The organism is Streptomyces sp. NPDC057099 (genome assembly GCF_042671245.1).
GTDB classification, from domain to species: domain Bacteria; phylum Actinomycetota; class Actinomycetes; order Streptomycetales; family Streptomycetaceae; genus Streptomyces; species Streptomyces purpurascens.
Genome location: NZ_JBHUTX010000059.1, coordinates 33,605 through 47,155, shown reverse-complemented (window position 1 = coordinate 47,155; position 13,551 = coordinate 33,605). Strand labels below are relative to the sequence as shown.

9 protein-coding genes are annotated in these 13,551 nt (G+C 70.8%); 2 read left to right on the top strand and 7 right to left on the bottom strand.

The window, feature by feature from the left end; translation table 11 throughout:
* Positions 1-107: 107 nt before the first annotated feature.
* The 5 genes from katG to ACFT4A_RS38105 form a co-directional block, all read right to left on the bottom strand.
* Positions 108-2,333 (bottom strand): catalase/peroxidase HPI, encoded by a 2,226-nt coding sequence (gene katG / locus ACFT4A_RS38125; RefSeq protein WP_382840021.1) that lies wholly within the window; start codon positions 2,331-2,333, stop codon positions 108-110.
* Positions 2,334-2,384: 51 nt separating this feature from the next.
* The gene (locus ACFT4A_RS38120) at positions 2,385-2,822 is read right to left on the bottom strand and encodes a Fur family transcriptional regulator (RefSeq protein WP_382840018.1); all 438 of its coding nucleotides are present in this window, start codon (positions 2,820-2,822) and stop codon (positions 2,385-2,387) included.
* Positions 2,823-2,974: 152 nt separating this feature from the next.
* Positions 2,975-3,940: an HpcH/HpaI aldolase/citrate lyase family protein gene (locus ACFT4A_RS38115; protein ID WP_382840015.1), complete on the bottom strand. Its 966-nt coding sequence runs from the start codon at positions 3,938-3,940 to the stop codon at positions 2,975-2,977.
* Positions 3,930-5,150: a CaiB/BaiF CoA transferase family protein gene (locus tag ACFT4A_RS38110; RefSeq protein ID WP_382840012.1), complete on the bottom strand. Its 1,221-nt coding sequence runs from the start codon at positions 5,148-5,150 to the stop codon at positions 3,930-3,932. The genes ACFT4A_RS38115 and ACFT4A_RS38110 overlap by 11 nt, the downstream gene beginning before the upstream one ends.
* Positions 5,151-5,269: 119 nt before the next feature.
* The gene (locus ACFT4A_RS38105) at positions 5,270-6,193 is read right to left on the bottom strand and encodes a LysR substrate-binding domain-containing protein (protein ID WP_382840010.1); all 924 of its coding nucleotides are present in this window, start codon (positions 6,191-6,193) and stop codon (positions 5,270-5,272) included.
* Between the two features lie 176 nt (positions 6,194-6,369).
* Between ACFT4A_RS38105 and ACFT4A_RS38100 the strand changes: the two genes are divergently transcribed.
* Positions 6,370-7,707, top strand: coding sequence for a CitMHS family transporter (locus ACFT4A_RS38100; protein ID WP_382840008.1), 1,338 nt, complete (start codon positions 6,370-6,372; stop codon positions 7,705-7,707).
* A gap of 24 nt (positions 7,708-7,731) precedes the next feature.
* On the opposite strand, the gene ACFT4A_RS38095 is transcribed toward ACFT4A_RS38100, so the two are convergent.
* Positions 7,732-8,601 (bottom strand): hypothetical protein, encoded by an 870-nt coding sequence (locus tag ACFT4A_RS38095; RefSeq protein ID WP_382840006.1) that lies wholly within the window; start codon positions 8,599-8,601, stop codon positions 7,732-7,734.
* A gap of 146 nt (positions 8,602-8,747) precedes the next feature.
* Between ACFT4A_RS38095 and ACFT4A_RS38090 the strand changes: the two genes are divergently transcribed.
* Positions 8,748-10,193, top strand: a complete 1,446-nt coding sequence (locus ACFT4A_RS38090; RefSeq protein ID WP_382840004.1) for a glyceraldehyde-3-phosphate dehydrogenase — start codon at positions 8,748-8,750, stop codon at positions 10,191-10,193.
* 65 nt (positions 10,194-10,258) lie between these two features.
* On the opposite strand, the gene ACFT4A_RS38085 is transcribed toward ACFT4A_RS38090, so the two are convergent.
* Positions 10,259-13,420 (bottom strand): RICIN domain-containing protein, encoded by a 3,162-nt coding sequence (locus ACFT4A_RS38085; RefSeq protein ID WP_382840002.1) that lies wholly within the window; start codon positions 13,418-13,420, stop codon positions 10,259-10,261.
* Positions 13,421-13,551 lie beyond the last annotated feature (131 nt).

The following is a 13,551-nucleotide window of genomic DNA, read 5'->3' as shown; positions in this document are numbered from 1 at the left end:
GACCTTCTTCCACAGGACCGGCGAGACCTCGTAGCCGTAGAGGCGGTCGAGGATGCGGCGGGTCTCCTGGGCCGACCGGCCCGGGGCGTTCTGTCAGGCGGGGGTGATCAGACCAGGTCGAACCGGTCCAGGTTCATGACCTTGACCCACGCGGCGACGAAGTCGTTCACGAACTTCTCCTTCGCGTCGTCGCTCGCGTAGACCTCGGCGAGCGCGCGCAGCTCGGAGTTCGAGCCGAAGACCAGGTCGGCGCGGGTGCCGGCCCACTTGACCTCGCCGGTGTCGGCGTCGCGGCCCTCGAACGTGGTCTGGTCCTCGGACGTCGACTTCCACGTGGTGCCCAGGTCGAGCAGGTTGACGAAGAAGTCGTTGGTCAGCGAACCGGGCGTCTTGGTGAAGGCACCGAGCGGGGACTGCTGGTAGCCGGCGCCCAGGACACGCAGGCCGCCGACCAGGACGGTCGTCTCGGGCGCGCTCAGGGTGAGCAGGTTCGCCCGGTCCAGCAGGAGGAACTCGGCCGGCAGGCGGTTGCCCTTGCCGTGGTAGTTGCGGAACCCGTCGGCGGTCGGCTCGAGCGCCTCGAAGGACTCGGCGTCGGTGTGCTCCTCCGTCGCGTCCACACGGCCCGCGGCGAAGGGAACCTGCACCTGGAAGCCGGCTTCCTTGGCGGCCTTCTCGACCGCGGCGGAGCCACCGAGGACGATCAGGTCGGCGAGGGAGACCTTCTTGGCACCGGCGCCGGAGTTGAACTCCTCCTGGATGCCTTCCAGGACGCGCAGGACCTGGGCGAGCTCGTCGGGCTCGTTGACCTCCCAGCCGCGCTGCGGCTGCAGGCGGATGCGGGCGCCGTTGGCACCGCCGCGCTTGTCGCTGCCGCGGAAGGTGGACGCCGAGGCCCATGCGGTGGACACCAGCTGCGAGACGGACAGGCCCGACTCGAGGAGCTTGGTCTTGAGGGTCTCGATGTCCTCGGCGCCGATGGTCTCGCCCTCGGCCTCGGGCAGCGGGTCCTGCCAGATCAGCGTCTCCTCCGGGACCTCCGGGCCGAGGTACAGGGACTTCGGGCCCATGTCACGGTGAGTCAGCTTGAACCAGGCGCGGGCGAAGGCGTCCGCGAACTCCTGCGGGTTCTCGTAGAACCGGCGGGAGATGGGCTCGTAGATCGGGTCGAAGCGCAGCGACAGGTCGGTGGTGAGCATCTTCGGGCGGTGCTTCTTCGACGAGTCGTGGGCGTCCGGGACGATCTCCGGGGCGTCCTTGGCGACCCACTGGTTGGCGCCGGCCGGGCTCTGCTCGAGCTCGTACTCGAACTCGAAGAGGTTCTTGAAGAACCCATTGCTCCACTGGGTGGGCGTGGTGGTCCAGGTGACCTCCAGGCCGGAGGTGATGGCGTCCCCGCCCTTGCCCGTGCCGTAGGTGCTGCGCCAGCCGAGACCCTGCTCCTCCATGGAGGCGGCCTCGGGGTCGGCGCCGACGTTGTCGGCGGGACCGGCACCGTGGGTCTTGCCGAAGGTGTGGCCACCGGCGATGAGGGCGACGGTCTCCTCGTCGTTCATCGCCATGCGGCCGAACGTCTCACGGATGTCGCGGGCCGCGGCGATCGGGTCCGGGTTGCCGTTCGGGCCCTCCGGGTTGACGTAGATGAGGCCCATCTGGACGGCGCCGAGCGGGTTCTCCAGCTCGCGGTCGCCGGTGTAGCGCTTGTCGTCGAGCCAGGTGGTCTCGGGGCCCCAGTAGACGTCCTCCTCGGCCTCCCAGACGTCGGCGCGGCCACCGGCGAAGCCGAAGGTCTCGAAGCCCATCTGCTCCAGGGCGACGTTGCCGGTGAGGATCAGGAGGTCGGCCCAGGAGATGGACTGGCCGTACTTCTTCTTGACCGGCCACAGCAGACGGCGGGCCTTGTCGAGGTTGCCGTTGTCCGGCCAGCTGTTGAGCGGGGCGAAGCGCTGCTGGCCGGCGCCGGCGCCGCCGCGGCCGTCGCTGATGCGGTAGGTGCCGGCGCTGTGCCAGGCCATACGGATCATCAGCGGGCCGTAGTTGCCGAAGTCGGCGGGCCACCAGTCCTGCGAGGTGGTCAGCACCTCGGCGATGTCCCGTTTGACGGCGTCCAGGTCGAGGTTCTTGAAGGCCTCGGCGTAATCGAAGTCCCCACCGAGCGGGTTGGCCACCTCGGGGTTCTTGGCAAGGATCTTCAGGTTGAGCCGCTCGGGCCACCACTGGCGGTTGCCACCGCCCTGGGTCGGGTGGAGGGCGCGACCGTGCGCGACCGGGCAGCCGCCTCCCGTCTCCTCCGACTTCGGTTCGGTGACGATCGCGTCGTGGTTCTCAGTCATGGAAATCCTTCCGGAGGGGGTGGATCACGGTGCTCGGGTGGATCACATTGCTCAGGAACTGCGTGCGGTGGAACAGGCGGGGCACAGGCCCCAGTAGATGACCTCGGCCTCGTCGACGGCGAAGCCGCGGTCGTCGGACGCGGTCAGACAAGGGGCGTGGCCGACCGCGCAGTCGACGTCAGCGACGGCCCCGCACGAGCGGCAGACGAGGTGGTGGTGGTTGTCGCCGACCCGTCCCTCGTAGAGGGCCGGGCTGTTCGGCGGGTCGAGGCGACGTATGAGTCCGGCCGCGGTGAGTGCGTGGAGTCCCTCGTACACGGCTTGGACGGAGATGTGGCCGACGCGGCCGCGGACCTCGGAGGCGATGACCTCGGCGCCGAGGTGTTCACCGTCCCGCACGGTCTCGAGCAGCGCGACGCGGGCGGCCGTCACCCGCAGGCCGGCACCGCGGAGCTCTTCGGCGGTGGTCGGGTTCCCGGATGCGGTCATGCCGGACAACCTAACGGCACAAACACGAGCGGTTCAAGAAAACGAACGGTTCAATTTTGGTGTCGTCTTCGTGAGGCCTTGTGTGGCGGGCCTCATCGCAGGGTTGTGAACTCCGTCACAGTGATTGTGCCGTGAGGTTCTGTCGGCGGATGTCAGCTGTGTGCGTGGCGTGTCAGCACCGCTCGCGCCGTCGCCGCCATGGCCTCGTCGACCATCTGGCCCTCGAAGGTGAGCGCGCCGGTGCCGGTGCGCTGGGCGGACTCCACGGCGGCGATGAGGCGGGCACAGCGGTCGAGTTCTTCGGGGGTGGGGGCGAAGACCTCGTTGATCACCGAGACGTGGGTCGGGTGGATGGCCATCATGCCGTCGTAACCGAGGGCACGGTTCTGCTCCGCGAAGGCGCGCAGGCCCGTGAGGTCCGCGATGTGCGTCCACAGTCCGGTCACGGGGTACGGCGCTCCGGCGGCGCGGACATCGAGCAGGACGCGGGAGCGCAACGCCAGTGTCTCGGTGCCCTCGGGGCTCCAGCGGTAGCCGACGGCGCGCTCCACGTCGCCTCCGGGTGCGGTCAGCGCGCCGGCGTGTGCGACCCGGCGGGCCGCGGCGGCGATGTCGTAGGCGTCGTGGAGCGCGCGGGCCGACTCCAGCAGGGGGACGAGGGCCGTCGTGCCGACGGGGAGGCCGTGTTCCTGTTCGCACCAGGTGATCAGGCGGTCGGCGAGGCGTATGTCGGCGGCGGTGCGCACTTTCGGCAGGACGATCCCGGCCGTTCCGGGGCGTACGACGGCACGCAGTTCCTCGGCGGCGGTCCAGTCGTCGAGCGGGTTGATCCGGACGAACAGGGGCATGGCGCCGACCGGTTGCGCGGCGGCCTCCGCCAAGGCCTCGGTGACCCGGGCGCGGGCGAGTGGCTTGTCGGGCGCGGGCACCGCGTCCTCCAGGTCGAGGATGACGGCGTCGGCACCGGCCGCGCGGGCCTTGGGGAGCCAGTCGGTGCGATGACCGGGGACGAAGAGGAGGGAGCGCAGAGGGGTCGTGGCGCGCAGGGGTGTCGTCGCATGCAGGGGTGCCGTGGCGCGCGCCTCGCCGCTCGCATGTGTTGCGGGGTCAGACGGCATCGTTCTTCTCCAGGGCCGCGAGTTCCTCGTCGCTGAGTCCGAGCCAGTCCCGGTACACGAGGTCGTTGTCCTGGCCGAGTGCGGGGCCGGTGCGCCAGACGCGGCCGGGGCGTTGCCGGAAGTGCGGGATGACCGCCTGCATACGCACCTCGCCCAGGTCGGGGTCGTCGACGGTGACGATGTCGTCGCGCTCGGCGTAGACGGGGTCGGCGGCGATGTCGGCCGCGTCGAACACCCGGGAGGCCACGACCTCGGCGCGGGCGAACGCCTCCAGGCACTCGGCCTCGGAGCGCTCCGCCACCCAGGCCCGCAGACCGTCGTCCAGCTCCCCGCGCCGTGCGTGCTGTTGCTCCGACGTGGCGAACTCCTCCTCCGGCAGGCCCAGCAGCCGGGCCACGTTGCGTACCGAGCGCAGGGTCGCTGACGTGACGGTGATCCACTGCTCGTCGCGGGAGCGGTAGGTGTTGATCACGGCGGCGGGGGCGACCGCCAGCTGGTTGCCGGAGCGCTGCGGCACCGTGCCCAGCTGGTCGTGGACGATGACCTGCCACTCGACGAGCCGGAAGAGGGGCTCGAACAGGGCGAGGTCGATCCACTCGCCGTCGAAGCCGGGGTCGTGATCACGCCGGTGGAGGGCGGCGAGGACGGCGTAGGCGCCCATCAGGCCGGTCACGGCGTCGCCGTGCGAGAAGCCGGTGTGGACGGGCGGGCCGTCGGGGGAACCGGTCAGGTGTACGACGCCGCTGCGGGCCTCGCCCATCTTGCCGAAGCCGGGGGCGTCGGCCTGGCTGGAGGTGGCGCCGAAGCCGGAGATCTGCAGCAGGACCGCCCGGGGGTTGATCCGGTGCACGGCCTCCCAGTCGAGACCCCAGCTGCGCAGCCGCCCGGCACGCAGGGTGACGATGACGACGTCCGCCCAGGCGACGAGGCGGTGGGCGACCGCACGGGCGGCCTCGTGGTGCAGGTCGAGGGTGACGGAGCGTTTGTTGCGACCGGCGACCTTGAACCACAGGGGAACGCCGTCGCGCCGGGGCCCCATCGCCCGGGCGGCGTCGCCGGCGCCCGGGGGTTCGACGTGCACGACGTCCGCGCCCTGGTCGGCGAGCATCGAGCCCGCGAGCGGGCCGGCCACCACATGGGCGAACTCGACCACCTTCAGCCCGCGCAACTGTCCCTGCCCGGTGGCGTTCGGCTTGTCCTTGTCCGACACGGATGCGTCCCCTCGGCTCAGCTGCTGGTTCTTCAGACTGCCGAGACGCGGAAATGCCTGTCCAGCAAAAGAACGCCATCAATCAATGCGGAAGCCGCATGAATGGGGTCCGGGACGGCTCAGGCCCAGGACACCCCGGGCGGCAGTTCCCTGCCCTGGGCGCGGAAGTCCTCGAGCGTCTCCAGGAAGCGCTCGGTGACGCGCGGGAGGGTGCGCCGGGCCCGCAGGGCGATGTCCAGGCGGCGGTCGACCACGGGGTGGACGAGCGGCCGGAAGACGAAGGGCCCGGTGCCCAGCAGGGGCAGGACCAGGGCGGGCAGCGCGCTCACGCCTAGGCCGGCGGCCACGAGCCCGCCCACGGTGGCGACGCTGCCGGCCTCCGCCGCGGGCACGGCGTGCGCGTCGACCTGGCCGAACGCGGCATCGGTCAGCCGGCGCACGCTCGAGTCGCGTCCGACGGCCAGGAACGGTTCGCGAGCCAGGTCCGCCCAGCCGACCTCGTCGTGCGCGGCGAGCGGGTGGTCCTCGCGCAGGACGGCGACGAAGCGGTCCCGGACCAGGGGGCGGTGTTCCAGCCGCTCCGGGGGCACCCCGACGGTGGTGATCGCGAAGTCCGCGTCGCCGGACAGGACGCGGTTCAGCACCGCGCGTTCCAGACCGTCCAGCAGGCGTACGGACACCCGCGGCCGGTCCTGCCGGAAGCCGGAGATGACCTGCGGGAGCAGCACCGCGGCGACGGAGGGCAGGGTGGCGACGGCGACGGTGCCGGACTCGCCGAGCAGGAAGCGGTCCAGCTCCTTCATCCCGGCCCGGTGGGCGCTGAGGATCTGCTCGGCGATCCGCAGCGCTTCCGTACCTGCGGCGGTCAACTGCACGTTGCGGGTGTCGCGTTCGAGGAGTTGGGCTCCGACCTGCCGTTCCAGGTCGGCGACCGCGCGGCTGAGGGACGACTGCGCGACGCCCAACCGGGCGGCGGCCGCGGTGAAACTCGTCGCCCGGGCGACGGCCGCGTACGCCGAGAGCTGGCGCAAGGTGGCTTCCATGGCCGGGAAGCGTACGTCAGCGCGGGGCGATTGATGCGTGGATCGCATGAACAGATCCCGGTTTGATGCTGGACATGGATCTTCCGGCGCTCGGACACTCTCGGCTATCCCCGTACGCCCCGCTCTTCGCCACCGAGAACCGCCGGGGACCGCGACCCGAGAAAGCGAGCGTCACCATGCAGGCAGCCCTGGGCTTCGCCACGATCGCCCTGTTCCTGGTGCTCACCATGACCAGACGCGTCTCGGTCCTGGTCGCGCTGGTGGTGCTCCCGGTGCTGGCGGCGCTGGCGGGCGGCTTCGCGGGTGAGCTGGGCGGGATGGTGCTCGACGGGCTGTCGAAGGTGGCGCCCACCGGCATCATGATCGCTTTCGCTGTTCTGTACTTCAGCCTCATGGTGGACGCGGGCCTGTTCGATCCGCTGATCCGCGGTCTGCTGCGGATGGCGCAGGGCGATCCGCTGCGCATCACCGTCGCCACGGCCGTCCTGACGCTGTGCGTGGCCCTGGACGGCGACGGGGCTTCGACGTTCCTCATCACCGTCTCGGCGCTGCTGCCCGTCTACCGGAAGCTGGGCATGAGTCCGCTGGTGCTGTCCGGGGTCGTCTGCCTGGGTGCGGGCGTGATGAACATGGTTCCCTGGGGCGGGCCGACGGTGCGTGCCATGGCGGCGCTGAAGCTGGAGAGTTCGGACGTCTTCACGCCGGTGCTGCCCGCGATGGGCTTCGGCATCGCGTGGGTCCTGGTGGCGGCCTGGCTGATCGGCCGCCGGGAGCGGAAGCGCCTGGGCGCGCTCGCGGTGCCGGGCCGGGAGGCCGTCGCCGACGAGCCGGTTCCCACGACCGCGACCGCGACCGGCGACGGCCCCGGCGCGGTCCGGGTGGCGGAACCGCCGCGGCTCTGGCTGACCGTCTTCAATCTGCTGCTGACCGTCGTCCTCGTCGTCTCCCTGATCCTGGAGGTCATGCCGCTGCCGGTGCTGTTCGTCCTCGGGTTCGCGGTGGCCCTCCTGGTCAACCACCCCACGTGGGAACAGCAGCAGGCGCTGCTCGACAAGCACGCGAAGAACGTCGTCCTCGTCACCACGATGATCTTCGCGGCCGGAGTGCTCACCGGTGTCCTGACCGGGACCGGGATGATCGACGCGATGGCCGAGGCGCTCGTGTCCGTGATCCCGGGCTCCCTGGGCGGCCATCTGCCGGTGCTGGTGGCCGTCACGGGCATGCCGCTGAGTCTGGTCTTCACCCCGGACGCCTACTACCTCGGGGTTCTGCCCGTCCTCGCCGAGACGGCGCACGGCTTCGGCACCGACCCGGCGGAGGTCGCCCGGGCCGCCATCCTCGGCCAGATGACGACGGGATTCCCGCTCAGCCCGCTCACCGCCTCCACCTTCATCCTGGTCGGCATGAGCGGCGTCCAGCTCGGCGAGCACCAGCGCTTCATCTTCCGCTGGGCCTTCGCCACCACGCTCGTGATGACCGCCGGCGCCCTCCTCACCGGCGCTCTTTCCCTCTGACGGAGGGTCAGGCGTTCGTGGAAGTCAGGCGTTCGTGGAGCTCAGGCGTTCGAGCTTGGCGGCGGCCGTCGCGGCCTTGCGATCGGCTTCGCGGACGCGGCGGTCGGCCGTGCGCACTCGTTCCCTGGCCGACCGCTGAGCGAAGCGGGCCTGCTCATGCTCACTCCTGGCGCGTTCCAGTTCCTCGGTGAGTTCGTCGACTCGCCGCTGCAGGCGGTCCACCTGCGCTGTCGCCTCGTCCGCGGCCCGGCCTGCGGCCGCCGCCTCGTCCCGCAGCGCCCGCCGTTCCCGCTCGGCGGTCTCGGCGTCCCGCCGGGCCTCGGCCAGCCGCCGCGTCCCGTCCGCCTTGCGGTCCGGGCGGGAAGGGGCGGCTGGGCGACGCCGGGCCCCGGCGTCCTGCGTGACAGCACGCTCCCCCACGGCCGGAAAGCCGACGGTGGCACTGAGCGGCTTGACCAGCCGGCCGCTCGCCCAGGCCTGGGCGGCTTCGGGGTCGGCCAGAACGGCGTGCAGGGTGTTCTCGACCTCGCGCAGCACGCCCTCGCCGACCGGGTGACCGGCCTCCGCGGCGAGCTGCCGGGCCTGGGCGGACAGGGCGCGGACGATCGCGTGCTGCTGCCGGCTCAGCTCGCGCAGCTGTGTGCCGTCCAGGTCGCGGTGGGCCTGCCGCAGCCCCTCCCCCAGGCGGAGCAGGGGCTCGACCTCGCCGGGGAGGCCGCGGACCAGGAGGTTGCCGACCCAGGCGGCGAGGCTGGGCTTGCGCAACGCGCCGATCCGCTCGGCGAGGTCCCGGTCACCGGCGGTACGGGCGGCGGCGACGGCCGAGGCGCGGGCCGCGGTGAACTCCTCCGGCCGCAGGGCGTACAGCTCGTCGGCCACGGCGTCGTACTCCATGAGCGTCCCTTTCGCGCGGAAGCTCCGTTTCGATCGTCTCAGGCCACGCCGTCCGGGGCTCGCGGGAGGTTCCGGAGGTACCCCGTTCATGATCGGGAAATCGACGGTTTAACATATGAGCGCCGCCTAGCTCGAAAGATGGATCTGTGACTGTCAACGACGACTCGTTCACCAACTGGAAGAACCGCGAGGAGATCGCGGAGTCGATGATCCCGATCATCGGGAAGCTGCACCGGGAGCGGGACGTGACGATCCTGCTGCACAGCCGCTCCCTGGTGAACAAGTCGGTGGTCAGCATCCTCAAGACCCACCGGTTCGCCCGGCAGATCGCCGGCGCGGAGCTCTCCGTCACCGAGACGCTGCCGTTCCTGCAGACTCTCGCCGCGCTGGACCTCGGTCCGTCGCAGATCGACATCGGCATGCTCGCCGCGACGTACCGCGAGGACGACCGCGGCCTGTCGATCGCCGAGTTCACCGCCGAGGCCGTCGCCGGTGCCACCGGGGCCAACAAGATCGAGCGCCGCGAGGGCCGTGACGTCGTCCTCTACGGGTTCGGCCGCATCGGCCGGCTCGTGGCTCGGCTGCTCATCGAGAAGTCCGGCTCGGGCAACGGTCTGCGCCTGCGGGCCATCGTCGTCCGCGGTGGAGGCGACCAGGACATCGTCAAGCGCGCCTCGCTGCTGCGCCGCGACTCGATCCACGGCCAGTTCCAGGGCACGATCACCGTCGACGAGGCGAACAGCACGATCGTCGCCAACGGCAACGAGATCAAGGTCATCTACGCGAACGACCCGTCCGAGGTCGACTACACGGCGTACGGCATCAAGGACGCCATCCTCATCGACAACACCGGCAAGTGGCGCGACCGCGAGGGCCTGTCGGAGCACCTGCGCCCGGGCATCGACAAGGTCGTGCTGACCGCGCCCGGCAAGGGCGACGTCCCGAACATCGTCCACGGCGTCAACCACGACACGATCAAGCCGGACGAGCAGATCCTGTCCTGCGCGTCGTGCACCACGAACGCGCTGGTGCCGCCGCTGAAGGCGATGGACGACGAGTTCGGGGTCCAGCGGGGCCACGTGGAGACCGTCCACTCGTTCACCAACGACCAGAACCTGCTGGACAACTACCACAAGTCCGAGCGCCGGGGCCGCAGCGCGCCGCTCAACATGGTCATCACCGAGACCGGTGCCGCCTCCGCCGTCTCCAAGGCGCTGCCCGAGCTGAAGGCGAAGATCACCGGCAGCTCCATCCGGGTGCCGGTGCCGGACGTCTCCATCGCGATCCTCAATCTGCAGCTCGCGCGGGAGACCACCCGCGAGGAGGTGCTCGACTACCTCCGTGACGTCTCCCTGACCTCGCCGCTGAAGCGCCAGATCGACTTCATCAGCGCCCCGGACGCGGTCTCCAGCGACTTCATCGGCTCGCGTCACGCCTCGATCGTCGACGCCGGCGCCACCAAGGTCGAGGGCGACAACGCGATCCTCTACCTCTGGTACGACAACGAGTTCGGCTACTCGTGCCAGGTGATCCGTGTCGTGCAGCACGTGTCCGGCGTGGAGTACCCGACGTACCCGGCTCCGGCGGTCTGATCCCCGGCCTGAAGGGTTCTTCGACGCGGGGCGTGCCAGGACGGCACGCCCCGCGTCGTCGTGTGTCAGGAGCGGGTCAGCTCGATCCGGTACTGCCGGGTCCCCGAGCCGTCCTCGCTGCTCACGGTCACGACAGCTGCCCGTGACGCCTCCTTGCGGACGGTCACGGTCGCGTACGGGTCACGGGACGTCGCGGTGATGCTCGCCCGGTCCGGGCGGTCGGAGGTCACGCGGTAGGTCGTCCGGTCCGGGTCGAAGCCGCCGACCGGCACACCGTCGACCTCGATCGCGGCGGCCCCGGCGTCCGAGGAGGTCCCCGGCGCCTTGGCGCGCAGCTCGATCTCTCCGAGGGTGATGTAGCCGCCCGGGCGGGCCGTCATGACCACGCGTACCCCGGTCACCGGGCCGGTGGCGCGCACCGGGACGTCGACCACAGGTGTGCCCTCGGTGCCTACGGCGGCCTCGTCGCTCGCGTCGGTCCAGGTGCCGTCGGCCCCGCGCACCTGCACCTTGAGGGACTGCGCGAAGCTGAGGTTGCCGCCGTCGCGGTGGAAGTGGGTGACGACCCGGGTCAGATCGCGCGCCTCGGGCAGGGTGAAGGTGATGGCGTCGGACGGGTTCTTCGTGCCTGACCTCCAGTTCGACCAGGCCTTCTCGGACGTGTTCCCGTTGCGCAGGCCCTCGGCGGAGTAGCCGCTCTCGGTGTACGTCGCGCCGGCCGTCACGCCCTCGTCGAGCGCGGAGTTCGTGTCCCGGGGTGCGGTGACCTGGACGCGTACGGCCGCCGCTGCCGTCGTTCCGCCGGGGACCTGGGCGGTGCCGCGCAGGGTGACCACCCCGGCGTCGTCGAACGCGCCGTCGGGTGCGGCGTCCCAGATGACCGGGAGGTCGGCCGTTCCGCCGTGCCGTCCGACGCCGGTGACCGTGCTGGGCAGGTCGGGGCGTCCGCCGGTGTAGGTCTTGGCGCGGGCCGGGAGCGTCGAGGCGATGGTGTCCACGGTGACGACCGCTTCGGCCCGGACGGTCCGGCCGAGCGCGTCGGTCGCCCGGCCCTTGACCCGGACGGTTCCGGGCTTGCCCCACCGTGACTCGGAGGGCAGCGTCCACCGCACGGGGAGCGATCCCCGGGCACCGTCCCGGTAGACGGGTGTCACGGTCCCGGGCAGTTCGGGCGTACGGCCGGGGACGGTGAACGCCTTGGCCTGCTGGGTATGGAGCACCGTCTCATCGGTGACTGCCCATCGCTGGTTGGCGTTGGAGGTCGGGAGGAAGGCCGATACGCGGGCGCCGTCCGCCGTCGACTGACCGACGACGTCGAGCAGTCGGCCCGTGGCGGCGTTGACGAAGGTCCAGGTGCCGTCCCCGGTGGTCGACATGATCCACTGCGCGGCCGGGGTGTCGCTCTCCTCCAGCACCGCCTCGTTGTCGCGCACGGCGAGTCGCGTGCCCGTGGCGGCGTTGACGAGGGCGTAACGCTCACGATTGCCGTCGCCCCTGGTCAGCTGCTTCACGGACCACAGCTGGGACTTGGCGGCCGGGTCGGGCGTACGGACGACGACGCCGTTGCCTTCGGCGGACGGGGCCAGGGACTTGCCGCTCTGGGCTCCCGCGAGGCGGTAGACGTGGCCGGGCTGGACGAGTGCGGCGTCCTTGTCGGTACCCGAGACACCATCGACGAGGAAGCTCGTGACCGACTTCGCGGGGACGGTCAGCGTGGCGGCATCGTCCTTCACCTTCACCGGTGTGCCGCGGACCAGGGCGCCGTCGGCGCTGGTCACGACGGGCGTCACCTTGGCGCCGGGTGCGACGCGTCCGAAGCGCGAGAGGTCCAGGGTCACGGCGCGCGGGGCCGTTCCACTGTTGACGTGCACGACGGTCGCTCCGCGGCCGGACTTGCGTACGGCGGCGACGCTGGAGGGGTCGTCGGCCTTCACGAAGTGGTCGCCGGGGCGGATGTGGTGGGTGAAGTTGCGCAGGGTGTGGAACTTGGTGTTGGCCCGGATCGGGCAGCGCTCCAGGGTGTCCTGCGCCGTGCAGTTGAACGGGATGTGGATGCTGCCCCAGTTCTTGCCCGCCTGTGCCTGGGGGATGGAGTCCTCCACGGGCTGCCACAACACCCAGGCGGACGGCTCCAGTTCGCGGATGTCCTCGACGACCCGGGTGGCGATGCCGAGCCCCGGTTCCATGCCGGTGAAGTCGGTGCCGGTCCCCCAGGTGCCCTCCACCTCGCTCATCCAGAACGGCCGGTCGGCGGCCTTGGCGCTGTCGCGGGCGCTGGTGCGCATGCCGGTGCCGTAGGTGTGCACGTTGAGCTGGTCGACGGCCGCCCGGGCGGAGCTGTCGTAGGCGTTCCAGTTGCGGACGAAGGTGCTCGGATTGGTCTCGTCCATGGCGGAGACGGTGGCGCGGGTCTGCGCCTTGTCGAGGGCGCGGCGCACCGCCAGGACGACCTTCTGCTGGAGTTCCGGGCCGGCGTGGGCGCCCTCCTGGCGGCCGCCGGTGGGTTGTCCGTCGGGGCCGATCTGGGTGCCCCAGTAGTTGGTGTTGGGCTCGTTGAGCGGGGCGAGGGTGTCGAACTTGATGCGGTGCTTCTTCTCCAGTCGCTCCGTCACCTTGACCAGGTAGGCGGCGAAGTCGTCGACGCGATCCGGTCGTATCTGGTCGGTGTTGGCGTCGAAGCCGCCCGAGACGTAGCCGCTGACGGTCTGGAACCAGGGCGGCGAGTTGCTGAATGCCTCCCACTTGGTCACCTTGTTCTTGACCCGGTCCACCCACCAGCGCTGCCCGGGGTCGGCGGACCAGTCCCAGTGGTCGGGGTCGTCGGGGTTCCACCAGTCGGTGTCCTCCCTGGTGGTGCCCGCCGGGGCCTTCCAGAAGCCGTCCATCGTCGCGCCGGTCTTCATGTAGTCCTTGCGGACGTCGGGCGCGTTGCCACCGCCGATGTTGTAGCGCGCGATGTTGAGGCGGAGGCCGTCCTCGCCGAACAGCATGTCGGCGAGCTTCTGGCGGATGGGTTCCGGGTAGCGGCCCGTGATGTTGGCGAACCAGACGAGGCTCGTCCCCCACCCTTCGAACTCCTGCTGCCGGTAGGACGGGTCGATCCGTACCGTGACCGCGCTGCCGGGCGGTTCGGCGGCAGCGGCGGGAGGCGCGGTCACGAGTCCCGCGCCGAGGACGAGCGGGACGGCGACCGCCAGGGCCGGGGCGAGGCGATGTCTGCTGGACATGGATTCCCTTCGGGAGTGAACAGAACCGCGCAGAACCAATCGAGTTTCCCGAATGTTTTAGGACGGCAATCAACACGTCAAGAGGTGGGGCGAGTTGGGAACCGACGCACACCCCTTGACGCGTTCCGCCT

Coding starts and splice junctions, on each gene's coding strand:
- ACFT4A_RS38095 (WP_382840006.1), bottom strand. CDS start 8,601: ATGGAGTACGACGCCGTGGCCGACGAGCTGTACGCCCTGCGGCCGGAG.
- katG (WP_382840021.1), bottom strand. CDS start 2,333: ATGACTGAGAACCACGACGCGATCGTCACCGAACCGAAGTCGGAGGAG.
- ACFT4A_RS38105 (WP_382840010.1), bottom strand. CDS start 6,193: ATGGAAGCCACCTTGCGCCAGCTCTCGGCGTACGCGGCCGTCGCCCGG.
- ACFT4A_RS38100 (WP_382840008.1), top strand. CDS start 6,370: ATGCAGGCAGCCCTGGGCTTCGCCACGATCGCCCTGTTCCTGGTGCTC.
- ACFT4A_RS38115 (WP_382840015.1), bottom strand. CDS start 3,940: ATGCCGTCTGACCCCGCAACACATGCGAGCGGCGAGGCGCGCGCCACG.
- ACFT4A_RS38085 (WP_382840002.1), bottom strand. CDS start 13,420: ATGTCCAGCAGACATCGCCTCGCCCCGGCCCTGGCGGTCGCCGTCCCG.
- ACFT4A_RS38120 (WP_382840018.1), bottom strand. CDS start 2,822: ATGACCGCATCCGGGAACCCGACCACCGCCGAAGAGCTCCGCGGTGCC.